Consider the following 24,560-nt stretch of genomic DNA (forward strand, 5'->3'; position numbering starts at 1 on the left):
GGATGACTCCTCTGGAGCGGGACGGCCGGGTCGGCCGCCCTGGGGAGAGGCGCCGCCTCGCTCGTGGCGGGGCGGCGCGGCTGGCAGGCGAAGCTACTTGCCGACGCTGACCTCGTAGAACGAGTTCAGGCCGAAGGGACTGATCCTGAAGTCGTGTACCGTCTTGCGCATCGGCTGGTACACGGTGGAGTGGGCGATCGGGGTGATCGGCACCTGTTCCTTGAGGATGTGCTGGGCCTGCTTGTACAGCTCGGTGCGCTTGCCCTGGTCGGTGGTGCGCTTGGCATCCTTGACCAGCTTGTCGTAGCCGGCGTCGCACCATTTGGAGAAGTTGTTGCCGTCCACCGCGTCGCAGCCGTAGAGGGTGCCGAGCCAGTTGTCCGGGTCGCCGTTGTCGCCGCTCCAGCCGATCAGCATGGCGTCATGCTCGCCGCCCTTGGCGCGCTTGATGTATTCGCCCCATTCGTAGGTGACGATCTTCGCCTTGATACCGATCTTCGCCCAATCGTTCTGCAGCATTTCCGCCATCAGCTTGGCGTTGGGGTTGTAGGGGCGTTGTACCGGCATGGCCCACAGGGTGATCTCGGTGCCTTCGGCGACGCCGGCCTTCTTCAGCAGCTCCCTGGCCTTGGCCGGATCGTAGGGCGCGTCCTTGATGGTCTCGTCGTAGGACCACTGGGTCGGTGGCATGCCGTTGCTCGCCAACTGGCCGGCGCCCTGGTAGACGGCGTCGATGATGGCCTTCTTGTTCACCGCCATGTCCAGCGCCTGGCGTACTTCCAGCTTGTCGAACGGCTTGTGGGTGACGTTGTAGGCGATGTAGCCGAGGTTGAAGCCGGCCTGCGACGGCAGGTTCAGGTTCGGGTCCTTCTTCAGCGCGTCGAGGTCGGCGGGGCGCGGGTTGAGGGTGATCTGGCACTCGCCGGCCTTGAGCTTCTGCGCGCGCACCGAGGCGTCGGTGTTGATGGCGAAGATCAGGTTGTCGACCTTCACCTCGTCCGGCTTCCAGTAGTCCTTGTTGCCCTTGAAGCGGATCTGCGCATCCTTCTGGTAGCGGCTGAACACGAACGGGCCGGTGCCGATCGGCTTCTGGTTGATGTCGCTGGCCTTGCCCTGCTTGAGCAGTTGCGCGGCGTATTCGGCGGACTGGATCGATGGGAAGGGCATCGCCAGGTTCTGGATGAAGGCCGCGTCGACCTCGTTGAGGGTGAACTTCACCGTATGCTCGTCGAGCTTCTCGACCCTGGCGATGTTCTTGTCCAGGCCCATGTCGGTGAAGTAGGGAAACTCGGTGGGGTAGGCCTTGCGGAACGGATGATCCTTGTCGAGCATGCGTTCGAAGGTGAACAGCACGTCGTCGGCATTGAATTCGCGGGTCGGCTTGAAGTAGTCGGTACTGTGGAACTTCACGCCCTTGCGCAGGTGGAAGGTATAGGTCTTGCCGTCGTCGCTGACGTCCCAGCTTTCCGCGAGGCCGGGAAGGACCTTGGTGCCGCCGCGCTCGAACTGGGTCAGGCGGTTGAAGACGGTTTCCGCCGCGGCGTCGAAATCGGTACCGGTGGTGTACTGGGCGGGATCGAAGCCGGCCGGGCTGCCTTCCGAGCAGAAGATCAGGTTGCTGGCGAAGGCCTGGGGAACGGCGGCGACCAGCGCTGCGCCGAGCAGCGAGGGCATGATCGCGGAGCGGATGACGGCGTTTCTACGCATGGAGTGACCTCTGGTTATTTTGATTGTCTGCGAGGGACAGCCTCGTGAGCTGTCTTGCGCGAAGCTATGCAGGGCGTGTGCCGGCCGCAAGCGTCGAGGTCGCTTCAGTGTAGATGTTGTTATCCGATTGAAAGGGAATGTCGCATTTTCGAATTTGCGCAAACGCGACGCAGGCCGCGTTTGCTGCGCGAGAGACAGTGGAAACGCAAGAGGCAGCCCGGAGGCTGCCTCTTGTGGTGCGCGCCGGCCGGATCAGGGCATCTGCACCTCGATCACACCGTCGGCGTTGACCGTGACCTGGCTGGTCCCGGCCTCGATCTCCGGCGCCTGGGCGCCACCGAAGCTGGCGTCGGCCTTCATCGCCGCCATCCGCATCACCGGGTACGGGCGCGGTGCGCCGGCGCTGTTCACGCTCAGGCTGACCAGCTTGTAGCCCTTGCCGCCGAGCGCCTCGGTGAGCAACTGGGCGCGCTCCTTGAACGCGTCCACGGCGCCTTTCATCAATTGGTCCTCGTTCTTCTTGCGGGTCGCATCGGCGATGCTGAAGTCCATGCCGCCCATCTTCAGCTTGCCCAGCAGGTCGGCGGAAAGCTGGCCGAGGGCGGCGAAGTCGGAGCTTTCCAGGCGCAGCTCGGCGCGCTCGCGCCAGCCGGTGATCTTCTGGCCCTTGTCGTCGTAGACCGGATAGCTGTTGCGACTGCCCAGGCTGATGGTCACGCCCTTGACCTTGCGCGCGTCGGCGACGGCGGCGTTGAGGACGCTGGTGGTCTCGGCGGCGAGCTTGGCCGGATCGCTGCCCTGGTTTTCGCTGTAGAGGGTGACCTGCATCAGGTCGTGGGCCACCTGCTGGCTGACTTCGGCGTGCAGCGAGACCTGGTTGTAGCGCGGCGCTTCCTCGGCGACGGCCGAGAGGCTGGCGGCGCAGAGGGTGACGGCGGCGGCCAGGCGGGAAATCGCAGACATTGGGCAACTCCTTGTACTAAGGCTGAATTCACACTGTAGAGCATCGTTCCGGCAGGCGCGGCAAACATGCCTATACGCCAGTCTTGGACCATGAGACGAAGGCTTTTCCCGGAACGGGTTAGGCGATTTCGGAAAAAACGTGAAATTTACTGATCTGAGCCCTGACAGCGCTCGGCGAAACAGGGCAGGATGGCGACCTGCGAGGTTTCTGAGTCACTTTGCCGCAGAGTTGCCGACAGCGTCTTGGCTATACTCGCGCTTATTCCGGAAGAAAACATGCGCGCACCGGTTTTCCTGCTCTCCGCCAGTCGCCAGAACCTTGGCCGTCTGCTCCTCATCCGTATTCTCGTGCTGGCCGCGCAGGCCGGCTCGGTGGGTTTCGCCTGGCTCTCCGACCTGTTGCCGCTGCCGTGGCTGGCGCTCGGCCTGACCCTTGGCCTGTCCGCCTGCCTGATCCTGTTCACCGCGCTGCGCCTGCGCGCGCCGTGGCCGGTGACCGACCAGGAGTACGCGGTACAACTGGCCTGCGACCTGATCATCCACAGCACCTTGCTGTATTACTCGGGCGGCTCGACCAACCCCTTCGTTTCCTATTACCTGGTACCGCTGACCATCGCCGCTGCGACCCTGCCCTGGATCTACTCCATGGTGCTCTCCGGCCTGGCCCTGACCGGCTACACCCTGCTGCTGATCTGGTACCACCCGCTGCACCTGCAGGCGGTTCAGCACGAGGCGATGCTGATCAACCTGCACCTGTTCGGCATGTGGCTGAACTTCGCCCTGTCGGCGGCCTTCATCACCTTCTTCGTGGTGAAGATGTCCGAGGCCCTGCGCTGGCAGGCGCACATGCAGGCCGAGCGGCGCGAGGAAAGCATGCGCGACCAGCAGTTGCTCGCGGTGGCCACCCAGGCGGCCGGTGCCGCGCACGAACTGGGTACGCCGCTGGCGACCATGAGCGTGCTGCTCAACGAGCTGCGCCAGGAGCGCCCGCAGGACCCGACCCTGCAGGAAGACCTGGCATTGCTCCAGGAACAGGTCAAGCAGTGCAAGCACACCCTCCAGCAACTGGTACGGGCGGCCGAGGCCGACCGCCGTCAGGCTATCGAGGAGCAAAGCGCCGCGGAATGGCTGGAATCGGTGCTGCGCCGCTGGCACCTGATGCGTCCGGAGGCTTCCTACCGCTACCAGTGCCTGGGCCTCGGCTCCGCGCCGCGCCTGACCCCGCCGACCGACCTCAGCCAGGCTCTGCTGAACCTGCTGAACAATGCGGCGGACGCCTGTCCCGACGACCTCGACATCCGCCTGGACTGGGACAGCAGCAGTATCTGCCTGAGTATCCGCGACCACGGCGTCGGGGTGCCCCTGGCGATCGCCGAACAGATCGGCAAACCGTTCTTCACCACCAAGGGCAAGGGCTTCGGCCTCGGCCTGTTTCTCAGTCAGGCCAGCGTGACCCGCGCTGGTGGAACGGTGAAGTTGTATAACCACGAAGATGGCGGCACTCTGACCGAACTGCGCTTGCCGCGCAGCTACGGAATGGCTTGAGTGATCCGTCTGAGAGGCCCTGCCTATGTCTGAAGAGCTGCTCTTCGAAGGGGAAGAACAACCCCATCTCCTGCTGGTGGACGACGATCCCACCTTTACCCGGGTCCTGGCGCGGGCCATGAGCCGTCGCGGCCTGCGGGTCAGCACCGCCGGCTCCGCCGAGGAAGGCCTGGCGCTGGCCCAGCAGGACACGCCGGACTATGCCGTGCTCGACCTGAAGATGGAAGGCGACTCCGGCCTGGTGCTGCTGCCGAAGCTGCTGGAGCTGCACGCGGACATGCGGGTGGTGATCCTCACCGGCTATTCCAGCATCGCCACCGCGGTGGAGGCGATCAAGCGCGGCGCCTGCAACTACCTGTGCAAGCCGGCGGATGCCGATGACGTGTTGGCCGCGCTGCTCTCCGAGCACGCCGACCTGGACACCCTGGTGCCGGAAAACCCGATGTCGGTGGATCGCCTGCAATGGGAGCACATCCAGCGCGTGCTCGCCGAGCACGAGGGCAACATCTCCGCCACCGCCCGCGCCCTGGGCATGCATCGACGGACCTTGCAGCGCAAGCTGCAGAAGCGGCCGGTACGGCGCTGAAGCGTAAATGACAACGGGGGCGCCGCATGGCGCCCCCTATACTTTCCGCTTTCCGTCGAATCGCGGTGGATTTCGCACATTCCGCCGGTCGCCGGGGATATCCAGCGGACAGCGCAATCGTTAAGATGCAACTTTCATGAATCGCACGACCAGGGATTGATCATGCGTATCTTCGGTTCGAGTGCCGGTTGCCTGTCGGTGCTGTTCGGACTGGCCTTCGGGCTGCCTGCACTAGCCGAGCCTTCGGTGGACCTGGATGGTCCGACGGCAGGCTGGCGCTATTCCGGCCTGCTCGAGCAGCCCGATGCCCCGCGTGTCGCCTATCCGACTCCGCCCATCGATCGCGGCGGCCAGCGCGGCCGCAGCCTGATCGAAGGACACCTGCGCGAACTGGTCGGCACCGAGCGCGCCCAGCGCCTGGTGGTCAACGGCAATCCTCTCCCTCTCTATTCCGACGGCGCCGGGCGCTTCGTCCGCCCCTATGCGTTCGGCCACGGCTCCAACGGCGTCCAGGTCGGCAGCGCCGACGGCAAGATCCTCAAGCGCGTACAGTTCTACGAGGCCAATCGCTCCCAACTGCCGCCGCGCGTGCGCGTGGTGCTGGGTTGGGACGATCCGAAGGCCGAGCTTGACCTGCATATCGTCACCCCCGATGGCCAGCACGCCTACTGGGCGCATCCGCGCCTGAGCAACAGCGGCGGCCTCGATCCGGACGGCGTCGACGGGCCCGGCCCGGAGATGTTCACCATGGGCGCGCCGCTGCACGGCACCTACCTGATCTACGTGAACTACTGGGGCAACCTCAACAACCAGGGCTACAACTTCCAGGCCGGCAGCAACGTACAGGACGTGATCACCGCGCAGGTCAACCTGGTGTTCAACGAAAACAGCGTCGACGAGAAGCACGAGACCTTCGTCGTGCCCCTGCGCACCATCGGCGACCTGGTGCTGGTCAAGACCTTTACCTACTGAAGCATCCCCTCGTACGGATGACACGGGATTAGCGAACCATGAGCGAGAACAACACCCCCAGCCCTGCCAACGGAACCCCTGCGCCCGCCGCTGCGCGCACCCGAAGCGCCCTGTGGCCGGTGCTGGGGATCGTCGCCGCGCTGGCCGCCGGCGGTGTGCTGGCCTGGCAGATGGGCTGGCTGGAGCGGCTCGGCGGAGGGCGCCCGGCCGAAGAGGACCTCGGCCAGCCGATCGGCGCCCAGGCACCCGCGGACGCCGACGCGCCACGTGCCTACCGTGACCTGCGCAAGCCCGACGCGCTGATCGAGAGCGTGTCGCTGAGCCGCCTGCCGAAGGAAATCCTCGAGGTGCCGTTGCTGCGCGATACCCTGACCGAGGACTTCGTCTTCTATTACGAGAACAATGGCGACCGCCTCGGCCTGACCGGTACGTTGCGGCGGATCATCTACGAGCACGACCTGACCCTGAAGGACAGCCTGGTCGAGGAACTGCTCGACCAACCGGCCCAGGTCGCCCTCTGGCGCGGCGCCGACGGCCGCCTGCGCGACTTCGTGGTGGTGCTCAAGCGCGGCGGCCTGGCGCGGGTGCTCGAGCCGCTGGCCCATATCGCCGCCGACGACCAGCAGTTGCGCAAGGTCGGCGAGTTGGCGGGAACCTCGGTCTATCGCCTGCGCTACGGCAACGACAAGGCGATGCTGTTCCTGTCCAAGGGCGACCGGCTGTTGTTGCTGTCGAACCCACGGATGCTCTTCGACGATGGTGGCGAAAGCGACGACAGCCCGCTGAACGCTCCGGCCAGCGAAGACGTGGAGGCACTGCTCGACGGCGACGAACTGTTCCCCGAGCGCTTCGGCCTGCCGGGCCGCGGCGAGCTGCGCCAGCGCATCACCCTCAATGCCAGCGTCCTGGCCATGGGCTACCAGCGCTTCATCCCGAGCTTCGCCGGGGTGCGCTTCGAGAAGGGCGAGCAGGGCTGGAGCAGCTACCTGGCGCTGAACGAGGTGGAACGCCAGCCGCCGCTGGACTTCGCCCCGGTCTGGCAGGCCATGCCGATGGGCGCCAGCGCCTGCGTGGCGCTGCCGGTCACCCCTGGCCTGTACGGGGTGATGCTGGAGCGTCTGGGGGCCGAGCAGAAGATGGCCCAGGCCTTCTCCGAGCATCTCAGCGGCGCTGCCGGTCTCTGCTGGTACGCCAGTTCGCGGCTGCATTCGCCGCTGCTGGTGGGCCAGTTGAGCGCGCCGGCCAGTGCCGAACTCGACGACGAGCTGGGCAAGCTGTTCGGTCGCGTGATCGGCGCGAAGGAAGCCAAGGTCGAGGGTGGCAGCTTCCCGGTGGAAGACCGGGTGGATGGCCAGACCCGCCGCTGGACCCGCCAGGTCAGCTCGAACTTCGGCGCCTATCCGGCCAGCCAGGCGGACAACCCGGAGAGCATCAGCGGCCGCGCGTTCTTCCGCATCGGCATGGCGCGCCATGGCCAGACCCTGCTGTTCTCCCTCGACGACCAGTTGCTCGGCAAGGCCCTGGACACCCTCGACAAACGCTATCCGCCGCTCGCCGAGGTGTTGCCGAAGGATGCGCTGGTACCGGCCTACCTGGCGCCGCAGCCGCTCTCCGAACTGCTGCAACGGGAAACCCTCGACAGCCTGCCGCAGGACATTGAGCCGGTATTCCGCAATGCCGCCGACACCTACCTGATGCCGCGCCTGAAAACCCTCGCCGGCAAGGGCAGCTACGCCCTCGGGCTGCCTGCCGGAAGCCAGGCCAACGCACCGTGGCAATGGCTGCCGCTGGAATGGCGGTCGCTGTGAGACGCCTGACTGCCTTCGGCCTGGCGCTGCTCCTGCTGGCCAGCGGCGTTGCCCGCGGCGAGCCCGCGGTAACGCTCGACCCGCAGCAATCGCAGGTATTCCGCGCCTGGTTCGTGCGCATCGCCCAGGAACAGTTGCGCCAAGGGCCGAGTCCGCGCTGGCACCAGCAGGACTGCGCCGGCCTGGTGCGCTTCGCCGCCAACGAGGCGCTGAAAGTCCACGATGGCAAGTGGCTGCGCGCCAACGGCCTGTCCAACCGCTACCTGCCCCCGGAGCTGGCGCTCAGTCCCGAGCAACGGCGCCTGGCGCAGAACTGGCAGCAGGGTGGCGGCCAGGTCGGGCCCTACGTGAATGCGATCAAGCTGGTGCAGTTCAACAGCCGGCTGGTCGGTCGCGACCTCAACCAGGCGCGCCCCGGCGACCTGATGTTCTACGACCAGGGCGACGACCAGCACCTGATGATCTGGATGGGCCGCTCCATCGCCTATCACACCGGCAGCAGCACCCCGACCGATAACGGCATGCGCTCGGTCAGCCTGCAACAACTCATGACATGGAAGGACACCCGATGGATCCCCGACGAATCCAATCCCAACTTTATCGGCATCTATCGGCTGGCTTTCCTCTCTCAATGAATCGCGTCCCAGTGAAGACCACAGCAATGAGCAACCTGCGCCGTTTCAGCCGTAGCCTGGCGGTCGCCGCCCTGGTCCTGCTGCCGTTCGCCGCCGTCCAGGCGGAAGACACGGTGGAACCGAGCGGCTACACGCCGATGGCCGGCGAATCCTTCTTCCTGCTCGCCGACAGCAGCTTCGCCACCGACGAGGAAGCGCGGGTCCGTCTCGAAGCGCCCGGCCGCGACTACCGGCGCTACCGCATGGAGCCCTATGGCGGGGTCGACGTGCGCCTGTACCGGATCGAACAGCCGCTGGAGTTCCTCAAGCGGCAGAAGAACCTGCACCGGGTCCTGGCCGAGGGACAGTTCAAGGGCGAAGGCCTGTCGAACACCCTGGCCTATCTCTGGGACAACTGGTATCGCAAGTCGCGCCGGGTGATGCAGCGCGCCTTCTCCTACGAGTCGCGGCAACAGGTCACCGAGGCGGTGCCCGAGCTGAAGATGGGCAACGCCATGACCGCGCCGACGCCCTACGACGCGCAGCCGCAATACGCGCCGATTCCCGGCCTGCCGCTGGTCAGCCAGTTCCGCTATCCGCTGTGGGACGCCAAGCCCATCGAGCCGCCGCAGGACGTAAAGCTGGCCGGTTCCTCCAGCGAGTTCATCAACGTCGTGCCGGGCAATGTCTACATCCCGCTGGGCAAGCTGAAGCCGGGCCTGTACCTGGTCGAGGCGCTTGTCGGCAAGTACCGCGCCACCACCGTGGTGTTCGTCTCCAACAGCGTGGCGGTGAGCAAGGTCGCCGGCGACGAGCTGCTGGTCTGGACCGCACGCAAGCACGAAGGCACCCCGGTGCCCGACACCAAGGTGCTGTGGACCGACGGCCTGGGCGTGATGAGCAGCGGCAATACCGACGCCGACGGCCTGCTGCGGCTCAAGCACGCCAGTCCGGAGCGCTCCTACGTGATCGGCGAGGACCGCGAGGGCGGGGTCTTCGTCTCCGAGAACTTCTATTACGACAGCGAGATCTACGACACCAAGATCTACGCCTTCACCGACCGCCCGCTGTACCGGCCGGGCGACTGGGTCTCGTTGAAGATGGTCGGCCGCGAGTTCAAGGACGCCCGGCAATCCCAGGCCGCCGCCAGCGCGCCGGTGCGCCTGAGCGTGATCGACGCCAGCGGCACGGTATTGCAAAGCCTGGACCTCCGCTTCGACGCGAAGAGCGGCGCCAATGGCCGCTTCCAACTGCCGGAGAACGCCGTCGCCGGCGGCTACGAGTTGCGCTTCGACTACCGCGGGCAGACCTACAGCAGCGCCTTCCGCGTCGCCGAATACATCAAGCCGCACTTCGAAGTCGCCCTCGACCTGGCCAAGCCGGACTTCAAGACCGCCGAGCCGGTGAAGGGCGAGATCGTCCTGCTCTATCCGGACGGCAAGCCGGTGGCCAACGCGCGCCTGCAACTGAGCCTGCGCGCCCAGCAGTTGTCGATGGTGGACAACGAACTGCAGTATCTCGGCCAGTTCCCGGTGGAACTGAGCAGCACCGAACTGACCACCGACGGCAAGGGCCGCGCCGCCATCGAATTGCCGCCGGCCGAGAAACCCAGTCGCTACATGCTGACCATCTTCGCCAGCGACGGCGCCGCCTACCGGGTCAAGACCAGCAAGGAGATCCTCATCGAGCGCGGCGCCGCGCGCTACCGCCTGAGCGCGCCGCAGCGCTTCAGCGCCGCCGGCGAGAAGGTCGAGTTCAGCTATGCCAGCGAACAGCCGACCCCGCTCAAGCCGAGCAGCTACCAGTGGATCCGCCTGGAGGACCGCGCCACCGACAGCGGTCCGGTCGCCGACGGCCGCTTCGCGCTGGCCTTCGAGCGCCCCGGTACCTATTCCGTGGAGCTGCGCGACGACAAGGGCCAGCTCCTTGGCGCTACCGGCCACTCGGTGAGCGGCGAGGGTGTGAAGTCGGTGCCGGGCACCGTCGAGGTGGTGTTCGACAAGCCCGAGTACCGCACCGGCGAGGAAGCCTCCGCACTGATCACCTTCCCCGAGCCGGTGGAGGATGCACTGTTGTCCCTGGAGCGCGACAAGGTCGAGGCCACCGCCCTGCTGTCCAAGGGCGCCGACTGGCTGCGCCTGGAAAAGCTCAATCCGACCCAGTACCGCGTGCGGATCCCGGTGCGCGAGGAGTTCTCGCCGAACCTGACCTTCTCGGTGCTCTACACCAAGGGCGGCGACTACAGCTTCCAGAACGCCGGGATCAAGGTCGGCATGCCCCAGGTGGAGATCGACATCGCCACCGACAAGGAGCGCTACGAACCGGGCGAGACGGTGACCGTGACCCTGGCCACGCGCTTCGCCGGCAAACCGGTTTCCAGCCACCTGACCGTCAGCGTGGTGGATGAGATGGTCTATGCCCTGCAGGCGGAGATCGCCCCCGGCATCGACCAGTTCTTCTACCATCCGCGGCGCAACAACGTGCGCACCAGCGCCAGCCTGGCCTTCATCAGCTACGACGTGGCGTTGCCCGGCAGCACCAGTGCACCCGGACGGGCGAATCGCAGCGAGCGCGGCGTCAAGGTACTGGAGCGGCCGCGCCGCGAGGACGTCGACACCGCCGCCTGGCAGCCGGAGCTGGTCACCGACGCCCAGGGCAAGGCCAGCTTCAGCTTCCGCATGCCCGACTCGCTGACCCGCTGGCGGATCACCGCACGGGCCATCGACGACAACGGCCAGGTCGGCCAGAAGAAGCAGTTCCTTCGCTCGGAGAAGCCGCTGTACCTGAAATGGAGCGGGCCGACCCGCTTCCGCCAGGGTGACCAGCCCGACCTCGGCCTGTTCGTCTTCAACCAGGGCGAACAGCCGGTCAAGGCCGAGCTGCTCAGCGGGCCGCCTGGCAGCCAGCGCAGCCAGCCCCTGGAGCTGGCCAAGGGAGTCAACTACATACCGCTGGCGCAACAGCCGCTCAGCGATGGCGACTGGAGCGCCGAGCTGCGCCAGGACGGGCAGGTCCGCGACCGCCTGGCGGTGCGCTTCAACCTGCTGGCCGACGGCTGGCAGGTGGAGCAGGCGCAGAACCTCAGCCTGGCGGCGGCGAGCAACCCGCTGCAACTGCCGGCGGACGCGCGCGACGTACGCCTGCGCCTGGCCGATGGCCCGGCCGCGGCCTACCTGGGCAATCTCGATGACCTGCTGGAATATCCCTACGGCGGCGTCGAGCAGACCGCCAGCCAACTGCTGCCGCTGAGCATCGCCTATCCGGCGCTGGCCGGCGGCGAGCCGCGGATTCGCGACCGCCTGCGCCTGATCATGCAGAACAGTCGCCTGCGCCTGGTGCAGATGGCCGGCCCGGACGCCTGGTTCGCCTGGTGGGGCGGCGACGTCGATGGCGACGCTTTCCTCACCGCCTACGCCTACTACGCCGATTGGTACGCCAGCCGCGCACTGGAGATCCAACTGCCGGCCGAACACTGGCAGCGCATCCTCGAGCCCTACGCCAAGCAGGCGACGCAGACCCCGCTGCTGCAGCGCGCGCTGATCCTGGCTTTCGCCCGCGACATGCAGTTGCCGGTGAACACCCTGCTCGGCGGCCTGCTCAACGATCTGGCCAACGCCGGCGAAGGGCAGGCGCGCGCGGAGCCGCTGGAGGCCGACGACGGCCTGGTGCTGGGCGACCCGGACTCGGCCGTCGGCCTGGCCGCGGCGCGAGTGCTGGCGGTGGACCTGGCACGGCAACTGCGGGTCGCGGTGCCCGCGCCGCTGGCCGCCCAGGCCGAGACGGCGACGCAGCGCCTGCGTGAGGCCGGCTTGCCGTTCACCGATGCCTTGCTGGCCTCTCGCTCGGCCGTGGATGGCCAGCAGGCCAGCGCTCTGCTGCAACGCCTGGCGCCGGCGCAATCGACCCTGGAACGCGCCCTGGCCCTGACCTGGCTGCAGGGCGCCCTGGCCCAGGCGCCGCAGGGCAAGCTGCCGCAGCCGCCGAAGGACTGGCAGGCGCAGCGCGGTGCTACCGGCGAAACCTACTGGCAATGGCGCGGCCGCGGCATTCCGAGCTGGGTCGACCTGGACGAGGCGCCGGCCCGGCCGTTGCCGGTTGCGCTCAGCTACCGCAGCGCCCAGGCGCCGAGCGGGCAACTGCCGGTGCAGATCAGCCGTCGCCTGCTGCGCCTGGTGCCCGGCGAGGGGGCGTTCGAGTTCAAGGTCGAGGAGGTCGGCGACAAGCCGCTTTCCAGCGACGAACTGTATCTCGACGAAGTGACCCTGACCGTTCCGGAAGACACCACTCTACGCTACGGCATGCTGGAACTGCCGCTGCCGCCCGGTGCGGATGTCGAGCGCACCACCTGGGGCATCAAGATCAGCGGCCTGGCCGGCGACGAGGCGACCACCCTGGAGCGCGCGCGCAACGAACCGGGCGAGCTGTTCTACGGAGTGCCGGTGGACAGCCTGAGTGGCGAGCAGCGTTTCCGTCACCTGGTGCGTTTCTCCCAGAAAGGCAGCTTCAACCTGCCACCGGCCCGCTACCTGCGTCTCTACGCGCCGGAACAGCAGGCCCTGGAAGCCAAGCCGGCGCTGGCCAAGGTCAAGGTCGAGTGATTGCGTTGCGCGCCTGGCTGGTCCTGCTGTGCGCCGTGCCGTTGCTGCTTCGCGCAGCGGAGGCGCCGGTCCAGCTGGCCTGGCGCACGACCCAGGGCTACGAACTGGTGAGCCTGGATCGCCAGCGGGTGCTCGAGCGCCGGCCGTTGCCGGCCGATTTGCAGGCTCCGCTGGGCAGCCTGTGGAAACTGTTCGTCTTCGCCTGGCTGAGCGACATCGGCCAGGCCGAGTCGCCCTATGCCTGCCAGGGGCGCAGCCGCGAGGAGGTCTACTGCTGCGAGAATGGCCAGACGATCGGTCGTGACCGCGCCCTGGTGCGCTCCTGCGGGCTGTATTTCGAGCCGCAGCGCCTCGCCTTGCGGCCGGAGGCCTGGCGCGGCTACTGGCAGGCGCGCCAGGCACCGGCCTGGTTGCTCGATCTGGAACGGCTGCAACCGCAGACGCGGGTGCCGGTTAAGGAGCTTCTGGAGCAGTTGCAGCAACTGCCGGCCCAGGGCGAGGCGCGGCGGGTACTGCTCGACGTGGCGTTGCAGGCCGGCGACGGCCATGCCGTGGCCAGCCTTGGCGGCCGCCTGCGGGTGAAGACCTGGAGCTGGCTCGACGACCATGACCCGCAGGCGCGCCAGGGCGGTTTCGCTGGCTGGCTGGTCGATGGAACGCCGCTCTGGCTCGGCGGCCCGGGAACCAGCAAGATGATTCTGGACCGCTACGCCGAGGTGCTCGGGCGCTTCCTGCCGAGTCCGTGGCCGGCCGATCCGGGCCGTTGCGTGGAAGTGAACCTGTTCAGCCGCTATCCGCTGCGCTCGGTCAGCGATCCCTCCGGCCACCCGGCCGCCGAAGGCCTGCTGCATGGTCCGCAGCAAGTGCTCTTCGCCAACGGCAATCGACTGGACATCGCCAGCGCCGGCGACCTCTTCCTGCAACGGGTGGATGGCGTGCCGCGCCTGGTCGCGCGGGTTTCGCGCGAAGAGTACGTGGCGCGGGTGCTGGAGCGCGAAGCCTCGGCGCAGCCGAAGGAAGCCGCTCGCGCGCTGGCGGTGACCATTCGCACCTATCTATTGCAAAACGCCGCGCCGCGCGGCGAATGCCTGGCCATCGATGACAGCAGCCAGCGCCAGCGCGTGGCGCCGCGCCCGGCCAGCGCGCCGACGCGGCGGATCGCTGCCTGGAGCGCCGACCTGGTGCTGGCCGGGGCGACCGTCAACTATCACTCCGACCAGCCTGGTCCGGCGCGCCTGTCCTGGAAGCACGCGGTGGAGCAAGCCGGGCAGGGACTGGGCTACGACAGCATCCTCGCCCAGGCTTTCCCGCGCAGCAGCCTGAGCCGCTGGGACAACCCGGTGGCCGCCTGCCAGCCGTTGCCGGCTGCCGAAGACTGGCTGCGCAAGCAGCGCCGGCAGTGGCGCGAGCGCCTCGACCGAGAGCCCGGCTACGAGGAGATTCCGAGTTTTTCCGTGTGCCGCCTGGCTTCCGGGCGGCCCTATGTCGATCGCGAGCGCGAACGCATCTTCGTCCGCGGCCTGTATTCCCTACAGGAACGCTTGGACCTCACCCACGAATACCTGCACCTGGCCTTCCGCGCCCATCCCAGCGGCCAGGACGAAAACTATGTCGAAAGCCTGGCCCGGCGCCTGCTACTGGAATGACTCCATGAACCGAATGTCCCTTGCCGCCCTGCTCAGTTGCCTTCCCCTCGTCGCCTGGGCGGACAACCCCGTGAAACTGGATACGCCGGTCTCCGGCTGGCGTGCCGGCGACGGTTCCGCCGCCAATTACCGGCAGGTGGTGAACTACCCGGCGTCCTCGGTCAACGTCGCCGCCGACCAGGCGACCACCGCGCGCATTCGCGGCGCGATCGAGAGCCAGCCCAAGGACCGCCCGGCGACGCTGGTGGTGAACGGTGTGAGCATGCCACTGAAGGTGGACGCCGATGGCAGCTTCGACCGCCCGTTCGCCTTCCCGTCCGGCAGCAACAGCGTCGAGGTGCGCAACGCCGCCGGGCAGTCGCGACGGGTCCAGTTCTATCACGGTGGCGGCGGCGGGGAAGTGCCGGCCAAGCTGCGCGTGCTGCTGTCCTGGGACAGCGACAACACCGACCTCGACCTGCACCTGGTGACCCCGGACGGCGACCATGTCTGGTATGGCAATCGTTCGCTGGCCAACGGCGCGACCCTGGATGTCGACGTCACCACCGGCTACGGCCCGGAAATCATCGCCACGCCGACGCCGCAGAAGGGGCCCTACCTGGTCTACGTCAACTACTTCGGCGGTGGCTACGGCAGCAGCGAGGATGGCGCCGAACAGGCCGCCCAGGACCTGACCACGGCGCGCATCACCCTGGTCACCGAAGAGGGCACGCCGAACGAGAAACAGGAAACCTTCCTGGTGCCGATGCGCAAGCCTGGCGAGCTGACGCTGGTGAAGCGCTTCAGTTATCCGTAGGCGCCTGCGCTCGGTCCCATAGGGCGGATAACGCCCCTGGCGTTATTCGCCGTCGCTCAGGCATCGGTGTTATCAACCCGTGGCCTGACGGCGGCGCTCATGCCGCTGCGAATGGCTCCTGGGCTCAGGCGGGCTGTTCGCCCTGCCAGGTATCGATCGCTTCCTGCGCCGCACGGAACGCATCGATCGCCGCCGGCACCCCGGCATAGACCGCGCAGTGCAGCAGTGCCTCGCGGATTTCCTCCACCGTGCAGCCGTTGTTCAGCGCACCGCGCACGTGCCCCTTGAGTTCCTGCGGGCACTTCAGGGCGGTCAGGGCGGCCAGGGTGATCAGGCTGCGGGTCTTGCGCGGCAGCGCCTCGCGGGCCCAGACCGAGCCCCAGGCATGCTCGTTGACGAAGTCCTGCAATGGCTGGGTGAAGGCGGTGGCGTTGCCCATGGCGCGCTCGACGAAGGCGTCGCCCATGACTTCACGTCGGATCTCCAGGCCGGTCTTGCCTTGTTCGCTCATCGGAAGGTTCCTGTCGTGGGTAGAAGGTGGCTCAATCCAGCGACTCTATCCGAACCGGCGCCACGCCGCTGCGGATCATACCCAGGCCTTCGGCGGCCTTGCGCGATACATCGATGATCCGTCCGCGGCGGAACGGCCCGCGATCGTTGATCCGCACCACCACGCTGCGGCGGTTGTCGAGGTTGGTTACCCGCACGCGGGTACCGAACGGCAACGTGCGGTGGGCAGCGGTCATTGCGTTGGGGTTGTAGCGCTCGCCGCTGGCGGTACGCAGGCCTGCGTGGCGGCTGCCATAGTAGGAGGCTTCGCCGGTATCCGCGGAACCGCTGCCGGCGAGGCTGGAGCAGCCGGCGAGGAACAGGGGCAGGACGGCGAGGGCGAGGCGCGCGGCGGCGGATGGGGTGGGCATGGACAACAGGCTCCTGGCGGACAAGAAGACGCCGGGCGAACCCGGCGTCTGGCTTTGACTCACGCTTCGAGCTTTTTCTTCAGCAACTCGTTCACCTGCTGCGGGTTGGCCTTGCCTTTCGAGGCCTTCATCGCCTGGCCGACGAAGAAGCCGAACATCTTGCCGCGCTTGGCCTCGTCGGCAGCGCGGTACTGCTCGACCTGCTCGGCGTTGGCCGCCAGCACCTCGTCGAGCATCTTCTCGATGGCGCCACTGTCGGTGACCTGCTTCAGGCCCTTGGCCTCGATGATCTGGTCGGCGGAACCCTCGTCGTTGGCCATGGCTTCGAAGACCATCTTGGCGAGCTTGCCGGAGATGGTGTTGTCCTTGATGCGCAGGATCATGCCGCCCAGTTGCTCGGCGGACACCGGGGACTGCTCGATCTCCAGGCCGTCCTTGTTGAGCAGGCTGCCCAGCTCGACCATCACCCAGTTGGCCGCCAGCTTGGCGTCGCCGCAGATGCCCTGGACCTTCTCGAAGTAGTCGGCCATCTCGCGGCTGGCGGACAGCACGCTGGCATCGTAGGCGGACAGGCCGTACTGGCTCTCGAAGCGTTCGCGCTTCTGCACCGGCAGTTCCGGCAGTTGCTCGCGCAGCTTCGCCAGGTACTCGGGCTCGATGACCACCGGCAGCAGGTCGGGACAGGGGAAGTAACGGTAGTCGTTGGCTTCTTCCTTGCCGCGCATGGAGCGGGTCTCGTCCTTGTTCGGGTCGTACAGGCGGGTTTCCTGGACTACCTTGCCGCCGTCCTCGATCAGCTCGATCTGGCGCTGAATCTCGTGGTTGATCGCCTTCTCGATGAAGCGGAAGGAGTTGACGTTCTTGATCTCGGCGCGGGTGCCGAATTCGGCCTGGCCCTTCGGTCGTACCGAGACGTTGCAGTCGCAGCGCAGCGAGCCCTCGGCCATGTTGCCGTCGCAGATGCCCAGGTAGCGCACCAGGGCGTGGATCGCCTTGACGTAGGCCACGGCTTCCTTGGCGCTGCGGATGTCCGGCTCGGAAACGATCTCCAGCAACGGCGTGCCGGCGCGGTTCAGGTCGATGCCGCTCATGCCCTGGAAGTCTTCGTGCAGGCTCTTGCCGGCGTCCTCCTCCAGGTGCGCGCGGGTGATGCCGATGCGCTTGGTGGTGCCGTCTTCCAGGGTGATGTCGAGATGACCCTTGCCGACGATGGGATGGTCCATCTGGCTGGTCTGGTAGCCCTTCGGCAGGTCGGGGTAGAAGTAGTTCTTGCGGGCGAACACGTTCTGCCGGTCGATCCGTGCGTCGATCGCCAGGCCGAACAGGCAGGCCATGCGTACGGCCTCCTCGTTGAGCACCGGCAGGGTGCCCGGCATGGCCAGGTCGACCAGGCTGGCTTGGGTATTCGGCGCGGCGCCGAAGGCGGTCGAGCTGCCGGAGAAGATCTTCGATTGGGTGGCGAGCTGTGCGTGGATTTCCAGCCCGATCACGGTTTCCCATTGCATGTGGTGTTCCTCAATCCTTCTGTGCCTGCGCAGTCCCGCTGCCGACCCTGCGGGTCGCCCTCTCCGCGCCGGGAGAGGGGAGGGGACTGCGTGGCGTTGCCATGGCTTAGAAGCCGGCCGGGGTGCGGGTGTGCCAGTCGCTGACCTGCTGGTACTGGTGCGCGACGTTGAGCAGGCGGCCTTCCTGGAAGTAGGGCGCGAGCAACTGGACACCCACCGGCAGGCCGTCGACGAAGCCGGCGGGCATGGACAGCCCCGGCAGGCCGGCGAGGTTGGCGGTGATGGTGTAGATGTCTTCCAGGTACTGGGAAACCGGGTCGTCGTTCTTCTCGCCGATCTTCCAGGCCGGGTTCGGCGTGGTCGGGCCGAGGATCACGTCCACTTCGGCAAAGGCGCTGACGAAGTCGTTCTTGATCAGCCGGCGAATCTTCTGAGCCTGCAGGTAATAGGCATCGTAGTAGCCGGCCGACAGTGCGTAGGTGCCGACCATGATGCGGTTCTTCACTTCGCTGCCGAAGCCTTCCGCGCGCGAGCGCTTGTACAGGTCTTCCAGGTTCTGCGGGGCGTCGCAACGATAGCCATAGCGCACGCCGTCGAAGCGCGACAGGTTGGAGGACGCCTCGGCCGGCGCGATCACGTAGTAGGCCGGGATGGCGTGCTGCATGTTCGGCAGGGAAATGTCCTTCACCGTGGCGCCGAGCGTCTTCAGCTCCTCGACCACGGCCAGCACCGCGTCGGCGATGCGGCTGTCGAGGCCGGCGCCGAAGTATTCCCGCGGCAGGCCGATGCGCAGGCCGCTCAGCGGCTTCTGCAGGGCGGCCAGGTAGTCGTCCACCGGCTGTTCGACGCTGGTCGAGTCCTTCGGATCGAATCCGGCCATCACCCCCAGCATCAGCGCGCAGTCCTCGGCGGTGCGCGCCAGCGGGCCGCCCTGGTCGAGGCTGGAGGCGTAGGCGATCATGCCCCAGCGGGAAACCCGGCCGTAGGTCGGCTTGATCCCGGTGAGGTTGGTCAGCGCCGCCGGCTGGCGGATCGAGCCGCCGGTATCGGTGCCGGTGGCGGCCGGCAGCAGGCGCGCGGCGACTGCCGCGGCGGAGCCGCCGGAGGAGCCGCCAGGCACACGGTCGAGGCTCCAGGGGTTGTTCACCGCGCCGTAGTGGCTGGACTGGTTCGACGAGCCCATGGCGAATTCGTCCATGTTCAGCTTGCCGAGGGTAACGGCGCCGGCGGCGGCGAGCTTCTCGACCACGGTGGCGTCGTAGGGCGAGACGAAGTTGTCGAGCATCTTCGAACCGCAGCTGGTGCGTACGCCCTGGGTGCAGAACAGGTCCTTGTGGGCGATCGGCGCGCCGAGCAGGGCGCCGTTCTCGCCGTTGGCGCGCCGCTCGTCGGCTGCCTTGGCCTGGGCGATGGCCAGGTCGTCGGTGATGCTGATGAAGCTGTTGAGCTGGGGGTCCAGCTGCCGGATGCGACCGAGCAGGGTGCGGGTCAGCTCTTCGGCGGAAAATTGCTTGTCGGCGAGGGCGCGGGCGATCTCGGCGAGGGTCAATTGATGCAGCATGTGTCCGCGTCCTTATTACTCGATGACTTTCGGAACCAGGTACAGACCTTCTTCCACGGCGGGGGCGATGGTCTGGTAGGCGTCGCGGTGATCGGTCTCGGTGACCGCGTCCGGACGCAGGCGCTGGGTGGCTTCCAGCGGGTGGGCAAGCGGTTCGACGCCGCTGGTGTCGACCGCCTGCATCTGGTCGATCAGGCCGAGGATGTTGTTCAGGGTCTCGGTGGTGCGCGGAAGATCGGCCTCGCTCAGGCCCAGGCGGGCGAGATGGGCGATTTTTTCCACGTCGGAGCGTTCAAGCGCCATCGGGAGTCTCCAGCAAAAGCGGCCTTGGAAGGGCGGCGGGGCGCCATGCGTTATATAAGGCAGGGAACGGATGCCGCGGTCGGCGGTCTAATTCCGCCTGGACGGGCCTTGTGGGGCCGGGAAAAGCCTGCAATTTAGCATATTGCCCGCCTTGCCCAAAATCCCCGTCGTTGTTAGAGTTTGCCGCACTTTTTTACCCGCGTATTTTTCACCCACGCTTCGCCTAGGGTTTCTTTCCCATGTTCAAAAAATTGCGTGGCATGTTTTCCAGCGATCTGTCGATCGACCTGGGTACTGCCAATACCCTTATTTATGTGCGCGAGCGCGGCATCGTCCTGAACGAACCGTCCGTGGTCGCCATTCGCAGCCATGGCAGCCAGAAGAGCGTCGTCGCCGTGGGCACCGAGGCCAAGCGCATGCTCGGCCGTACCCCGGGCAACATCGCCGCCATCCGTCCGATGAAAGACGGCGTGATCGCGGATTTCAGCGTCTGCGAGAAGATGCTGCAGTACTTCATCAACAAGGTTCACGAGAACAGCTTCCTGCAGCCCAGCCCGCGCGTGCTGATCTGCGTACCGTGCAAGTCCACCCAGGTCGAGCGCCGGGCCATCCGCGAATCCGCCCTGGGCGCCGGCGCCCGCGAGGTGTTCCTGATCGAAGAGCCGATGGCTGCTGCCATCGGCGCCGGCCTGCCGGTCGAGGAGGCCCGCGGCTCGATGGTCGTAGACATCGGCGGCGGCACTACCGAGATCGCCCTGATTTCCCTCAACGGCGTGGTCTACGCCGAATCCGTCCGCGTCGGCGGCGACCGCTTCGACGAAGCCATCGTCACCTACGTGCGCCGCAACTACGGCAGCCTGATCGGCGAATCCACCGCCGAGCGCATCAAGCAGGAGATCGGCACCGCCTTCCCGGGCGGCGACGTTCGCGAAGTCGACGTCCGCGGCCGTAACCTGGCCGAAGGCGTACCGCGCAGCTTCACCCTGAACTCCAACGAGGTCCTCGAGGCCCTGCAGGAGTCCCTGGCGACCATCGTCCAGGCGGTCAAGAGCGCCCTCGAGCAATCGCCGCCGGAGCTGGCCTCGGATATCGCCGAGCGCGGCCTGGTGCTGACCGGCGGTGGCGCGCTGCTGCGCGACCTGGACAAGCTGCTGGCACAGGAAACCGGCCTGCCGGTGATCGTCGCCGAGGAGCCGCTGACCTGCGTGGCTCGCGGCGGTGGCCGTGCGCTGGAGATGATGGATCGCCACTCCATGGACCTGCTCTCCACCGAGTAAGGTGGCGAGCATCGTCGCCTAGGAGCGGATCATCAAACCGCTATTCTCCAAAGGCCCGTCGCTGGGCGTTCGCCTGTTGGTGCTGGCCGTGCTGTCGGTCAGCCTGATGGTGGTGGACGCCCGGTTCGACTATCTGGAGCCCGTCCGCAGCAAGCTGGGGATGGTGCTCACGCCTTTCTACGGCCTGGCGGAAATGCCGGTGCGCGCCTGGGAAGGCGTGCGCGACCAGTTCAGCAGCCGTAGCGAGCTGATCGCCGAGAACGAACGCCTCAAGGCCGAGTCCCTGCTGATGCAGCGCCGGGTGCAGAAACTCGCCGCGCTCACCGAGCAGAACGTGCGCCTGCGCGAGCTGCTCAATTCCGCCGCGCTGGTCGACGACAAGGTACTGGTCAGCGAGCTGATCGGCGTCGATCCGAACCCCTTCACCCAACGCATCATGATCGACAAGGGCGAGAACGACGGCGTCTTCGTCGGCCAGCCGGTGCTCGATGCCAGCGGCCTGATGGGCCAGGTGGTCGAGGTGATGCCCTATACCGCGCGGGTCCTGCTGCTCACCGACACCACCCACAGTATCCCGGTGCAGGTCAATCGCAACGGCCTGCGCGCCATCGCTGTCGGCACCGGCAATCCCGAGCGCCTGGAATTGCGCTACGTCGCCGACACCGCCGACATCAAGGAAGGCGATCTACTGGTCAGCTCCGGCCTGGGGCAACGCTTCCCCGCCGGCTATCCGGTGGCCACGGTCAAGGAAGTGATCCACGATTCCGGCCAGCCATTCGCCGTGGTGCGCGCGGTGCCGACCGCGAAGATGAACCGTAGCCGCTACGTGCTGCTGGTGTTCAGCGACAGCCGCACCCCGGAACAGCGCGCCAACGACGCCGCCGAGGCCCAGGAAGAGGCGGACAAGAAAGCCGCCGCCGGCGCCCAGGCGCCCCAGCCTGCCGCGCAACCGGCCGCCGCGCCGTCGCCGGCCACCCCGGCAGCCCAGGGCGCTGCGCAGCAGCCCGCCGCCGCGCCCGCGCCAGCCCCCACGCAGCCTGCCGCTCCGGCGGCCAACGGGGGACGCCACTGATGGCTCGCGCGACTCAAGGTTCGAACAATGTCTGGGTGATCTGGCTGAGCCTGCTGGTCGGGCTGGTGCTGGCCGTAGCGCCGATGCCTACCTTCACCGAGATCGGCCGCCCGCTGTGGCTGGCGATGCTGCTGACCTACTGGGTGTTGCTGCTGCCCGAGCGCGTCGGGATGGTCACCGCCTGGCTGCTCGGCCTGGCCCAGGACGTGCTCTACGGCAACCTGCTCGGGCAGAACGCGCTGATCCTCGGCCTGATCACCTTCCTCGTGCTGTCCCTGCACCAGCGCCTGCGCATGTTCCCGGCCTGGCAGCAGTGCCTGGTGCTGGTGGTGGTCTACGGCCTGGCGCAGCTGCTCCAGCTCTGGCTCAACGCCCTGACCGGCAATCGTCCGCCGACCCTGACCTTCCTGCTCCCGGCCCTGGTCAGCGCGCTGCTCTGGCCCTGGGTGTACGCCCTGCTGCAGTTCGTCCGCCTGCGTCTCAACGTGAGGTAGGTCCGCTTCGCAGCTATGCTGCGGCGGATATCGTCATTCTTCGAAACGGGTGATCGGCGCATCGCCCGACGCGTTTCCCGGGAGCCTCCATGCCGTCGCTGTATCTCGCCTCCGCCTCGCCCCGTCGCCGTGAATTGCTGACCCAGATCGGCGTGCCGCTGTCCGTGCTCGCCACCGCTATCGACGAGTCCCCCTTGCCGAACGAAGCGCCCGCCGCCTACGTCGAGCGCCTGGCGCGCTGCAAGGCGGCCGCCGGGCTGGCTATGCTGGAAGGGCGCGGCGAGGACGGTTGTGTCCTGGGCGCGGATACCTCGGTGGTGATCGACGGGCGAATTCTCGGCAAGCCCGTGGACCAGGCCGACGGGCTGGCCATGCTGGCTGCGCTGTCCGGGCGCGAACACCAGGTTCTCACCGCCGTGGCCCTGGCCGCCGCTGGCGGCGTCGAGGCGCGGGTGGTGGAGTGCCGGGTGCGCTTCCGCCAGGTCGCTCCGGAAGAAGCGCTGCGCTACTGGCAGAGCGGCGAGCCGGCGGACAAGGCAGGCGGATATGCGATCCAGGGCCTCGGGGCGATATTCGTCAGTCGCATCGAAGGCAGTTACAGTGCGGTGGTCGGGCTGCCTTTGTGTGAAACTGCGGAACTGTTGAGGGAATTCGGCATCCCTTGCTGGCAGCCCGTGGGTGGCAACCCGCCGTAACGCCTAACGCGCCGAAATAAGGACAGTGGACGCATGAGCGAAGAGATCCTGATCAATATCACGCCGATGGAGTCGCGCGTGGCGGTGGTGGAAAACGGCGTCCTGCAGGAAGTGCATGTCGAACGCACCCAGCGGCGCGGCATCGTCGGCAATATCTACAAGGGGCGGGTGGTACGGGTACTGCCGGGGATGCAGGCGGCGTTCGTCGACATCGGCCTGGAACGTGCGGCGTTCATCCATGCCGCCGAGATATCCAATCGCGAAGGCAGCGCCGTGGAAAGCATCAGTGCCCTGGTCCATGAGGGGCAGGCGCTGGTGGTGCAGGTGACCAAGGATCCGATCGGCACCAAGGGCGCACGGCTGACCACCCACCTGTCGATTCCTTCGCGCTATCTGGTGTACATGCCGCGCACCAGCCATGTCGGGATATCCCTGCGGATCGAGGACGAAGACGAGCGCGAGCGCCTGAAGAAGGTGGTGGCCGACTGCGTGGCGGCGGAAGGCATCGAGGGACAGGGCGGCTTCATCCTGCGCACCGCCGCGGAAGGCGCGGGCGAGGACGAGATTCTCGCCGACATCCGCTACCTTCGCCGGCTATGGGACCAGATCGCCGCGCAGATCCAGACCGTCGGCGCGCCTTCGGTGATCTACGAAGACCTGTCCCTGGCGATCCGTACACTGCGCGACCTGGTGAACCCGCGGATCGAGAAGATCCGCATCGACTCGCGAGAGAACTTCCAGAAGATCACTTCCTTCGTCGAAGAATTGATGCCGGAGATTTCCGATCGCCTCGAACACTACCCGGGCGAGCGACCGATCTTCGATCTCTACGGCGTCGAGGACGAAATCCAGAAAGCCCTGGAGCGCAAGGTACTGCTGAAGTCCGGCGGCTACCTGATCGTCGATCCGACCGAGGCGATGACCACCATCGACGTGAACACCGGCGCCTTCGTCGGCCATCGCAACCTCGAGGAAACCATCTTCAAGACCAACCTCGAGGCGGCCACCGCGATCGCCCGCCAGCTGCGCCTGCGCAACCTGGGCGGGATCATCATCATCGACTTCATCGACATGGAGGACGAGGAGCATCGCCGGCAGGTCCTGCGCACCCTGGAGAAGCAACTGGAGCGCGACCACGCGAAGACCAACATCATCGGCATCACCGAGTTGGGCCTGGTGCAGATGACCCGCAAGCGCACCCGCGAAAGCCTGGTGCAGATCCTCTGCGAGCCGTGCCCCTGCTGCCAGGGACGCGGCATGCTGAAGACTGCGGAAACCACCTGCTACGAGATTTTCCGTGAGATCCTCCGCGAGGCGCGTGCCTACCAGGCCGACTCCTACCTGGTGCTGGCCAACCAGAAGGTGGTGGACCGGCTGCTCGACGAGGAGTCGGGTAACGTCGCCGATCTCGAGGCGTTCATCGGCCGCACCATCAAGTTCCAGGTCGAGGCGATGTACTCGCAGGAGCAATATGACGTGGTCCTGCTCTGAGGCGTAT

At 66.8% G+C, this 24,560-nt stretch carries 20 protein-coding genes; 13 read left to right on the forward strand and 7 right to left on the reverse strand.

All coding sequences use genetic code 11. The features are described from left to right. Window positions 1-93: 93 nt before the first annotated feature. Both FHW81_RS24985 and FHW81_RS24990 read right to left on the reverse strand, forming a co-directional pair. A complete protein-coding gene (locus FHW81_RS24985) occupies window positions 94-1,707 on the reverse strand; it encodes an ABC transporter substrate-binding protein (protein WP_003161454.1) in 1,614 nt (537 codons plus the stop codon). A gap of 252 nt (window positions 1,708-1,959) precedes the next feature. Further along, window positions 1,960-2,670, reverse strand: a complete 711-nt coding sequence (locus FHW81_RS24990; RefSeq protein ID WP_003094423.1) for an SIMPL domain-containing protein — start codon at window positions 2,668-2,670, stop codon at window positions 1,960-1,962. 276 nt (window positions 2,671-2,946) lie between these two features. Here FHW81_RS24990 and FHW81_RS24995 point away from each other — a divergent pair, with 276 nt between their 5' ends. From FHW81_RS24995 to FHW81_RS25030, 8 genes are all read left to right on the forward strand, one after another. Continuing rightward, window positions 2,947-4,215 carry an ATP-binding protein gene (locus FHW81_RS24995; RefSeq protein WP_003094421.1) on the forward strand — a complete coding sequence of 423 codons (1,269 nt, stop codon included), beginning with the start codon at window positions 2,947-2,949 and terminating at the stop codon, window positions 4,213-4,215. Window positions 4,216-4,240: 25 nt separating this feature from the next. After that, window positions 4,241-4,801, forward strand: a complete 561-nt coding sequence (locus tag FHW81_RS25000; protein ID WP_003106283.1) for a response regulator transcription factor — start codon at window positions 4,241-4,243, stop codon at window positions 4,799-4,801. A gap of 162 nt (window positions 4,802-4,963) precedes the next feature. Next, window positions 4,964-5,773: a YfaP family protein gene (locus FHW81_RS25005; protein WP_171893921.1), complete on the forward strand. Its 810-nt coding sequence runs from the start codon at window positions 4,964-4,966 to the stop codon at window positions 5,771-5,773. Window positions 5,774-5,811: 38 nt separating this feature from the next. Beyond that, on the forward strand, window positions 5,812-7,581 hold the full coding sequence (locus tag FHW81_RS25010) for a DUF2138 domain-containing protein (protein ID WP_003161455.1): 1,770 nt from the start codon (window positions 5,812-5,814) through the stop codon (window positions 7,579-7,581). After that, complete coding sequence (locus FHW81_RS25015; protein ID WP_003112865.1) at window positions 7,578-8,216, forward strand: DUF1175 domain-containing protein; 639 nt, start codon at window positions 7,578-7,580, stop codon at window positions 8,214-8,216. The genes FHW81_RS25010 and FHW81_RS25015 overlap by 4 nt, the downstream gene beginning before the upstream one ends. A 26-nt stretch (window positions 8,217-8,242) precedes the next feature. Further along, a complete protein-coding gene (magD, locus tag FHW81_RS25020) occupies window positions 8,243-12,793 on the forward strand; it encodes an alpha-2-macroglobulin MagD (protein WP_031637182.1) in 4,551 nt (1,516 codons plus the stop codon). After that, window positions 12,790-14,439: a YfaQ family protein gene (locus FHW81_RS25025; RefSeq protein ID WP_079385683.1), complete on the forward strand. Its 1,650-nt coding sequence runs from the start codon at window positions 12,790-12,792 to the stop codon at window positions 14,437-14,439. The genes magD and FHW81_RS25025 overlap by 4 nt, the downstream gene beginning before the upstream one ends. A 4-nt stretch (window positions 14,440-14,443) precedes the next feature. Then, on the forward strand, window positions 14,444-15,235 hold the full coding sequence (locus tag FHW81_RS25030; RefSeq protein WP_003112868.1) for a YfaP family protein: 792 nt from the start codon (window positions 14,444-14,446) through the stop codon (window positions 15,233-15,235). A gap of 124 nt (window positions 15,236-15,359) precedes the next feature. Here the strand turns inward: FHW81_RS25030 and FHW81_RS25035 are convergent, their stop codons facing one another. The 5 genes from FHW81_RS25035 to gatC all read right to left on the reverse strand — a co-directional run bounded on the left by FHW81_RS25035 (window position 15,360) and on the right by gatC (window position 19,524). Continuing rightward, window positions 15,360-15,746, reverse strand: coding sequence for a carboxymuconolactone decarboxylase family protein (locus FHW81_RS25035; protein WP_003094405.1), 387 nt, complete (start codon window positions 15,744-15,746; stop codon window positions 15,360-15,362). Between the two features lie 31 nt (window positions 15,747-15,777). Next, window positions 15,778-16,155, reverse strand: coding sequence for a septal ring lytic transglycosylase RlpA family protein (locus FHW81_RS25040; RefSeq protein WP_003116225.1), 378 nt, complete (start codon window positions 16,153-16,155; stop codon window positions 15,778-15,780). 59 nt (window positions 16,156-16,214) lie between these two features. After that, window positions 16,215-17,675: an Asp-tRNA(Asn)/Glu-tRNA(Gln) amidotransferase subunit GatB gene (gene gatB, locus FHW81_RS25045; RefSeq protein ID WP_228383337.1), complete on the reverse strand. Its 1,461-nt coding sequence runs from the start codon at window positions 17,673-17,675 to the stop codon at window positions 16,215-16,217. A 91-nt stretch (window positions 17,676-17,766) separates the two neighbouring features. Next, complete coding sequence (gene gatA / locus FHW81_RS25050) at window positions 17,767-19,221, reverse strand: Asp-tRNA(Asn)/Glu-tRNA(Gln) amidotransferase subunit GatA (protein ID WP_003094399.1); 1,455 nt, start codon at window positions 19,219-19,221, stop codon at window positions 17,767-17,769. Between the two features lie 15 nt (window positions 19,222-19,236). After that, entirely contained in the window at window positions 19,237-19,524 is a 288-nt protein-coding gene (gatC, locus tag FHW81_RS25055; RefSeq protein WP_003094397.1) for an Asp-tRNA(Asn)/Glu-tRNA(Gln) amidotransferase subunit GatC, read from the reverse strand. Between the two features lie 239 nt (window positions 19,525-19,763). On the opposite strand from gatC, the gene mreB reads away from it, so the two are divergent. The 5 genes from mreB (at window position 19,764) to rng (ending at window position 24,553) form a co-directional block, all read left to right on the forward strand. Beyond that, window positions 19,764-20,801 carry a rod shape-determining protein MreB gene (gene mreB, locus FHW81_RS25060; RefSeq protein ID WP_003094393.1) on the forward strand — a complete coding sequence of 346 codons (1,038 nt, stop codon included), beginning with the start codon at window positions 19,764-19,766 and terminating at the stop codon, window positions 20,799-20,801. A gap of 31 nt (window positions 20,802-20,832) precedes the next feature. Continuing rightward, window positions 20,833-21,873, forward strand: a complete 1,041-nt coding sequence (mreC, locus tag FHW81_RS25065) for a rod shape-determining protein MreC (RefSeq protein ID WP_071534557.1) — start codon at window positions 20,833-20,835, stop codon at window positions 21,871-21,873. After that, the gene (gene mreD, locus FHW81_RS25070; protein ID WP_003094389.1) at window positions 21,873-22,367 is read left to right on the forward strand and encodes a rod shape-determining protein MreD; all 495 of its coding nucleotides are present in this window, start codon (window positions 21,873-21,875) and stop codon (window positions 22,365-22,367) included. Before mreC ends, mreD begins: the two co-directional genes overlap by 1 nt. A gap of 89 nt (window positions 22,368-22,456) precedes the next feature. After that, the gene (locus FHW81_RS25075) at window positions 22,457-23,062 is read left to right on the forward strand and encodes a Maf family protein (RefSeq protein WP_003110021.1); all 606 of its coding nucleotides are present in this window, start codon (window positions 22,457-22,459) and stop codon (window positions 23,060-23,062) included. 33 nt (window positions 23,063-23,095) lie between these two features. Then, complete coding sequence (rng, locus tag FHW81_RS25080; RefSeq protein ID WP_012614526.1) at window positions 23,096-24,553, forward strand: ribonuclease G; 1,458 nt, start codon at window positions 23,096-23,098, stop codon at window positions 24,551-24,553. The last annotated feature ends 7 nt before the right edge of the window (window positions 24,554-24,560 follow it).

Source organism: Pseudomonas sp. RC10-4-2 (assembly GCF_050433085.1).
GTDB lineage: Bacteria > Pseudomonadota > Gammaproteobacteria > Pseudomonadales > Pseudomonadaceae > Pseudomonas > Pseudomonas aeruginosa.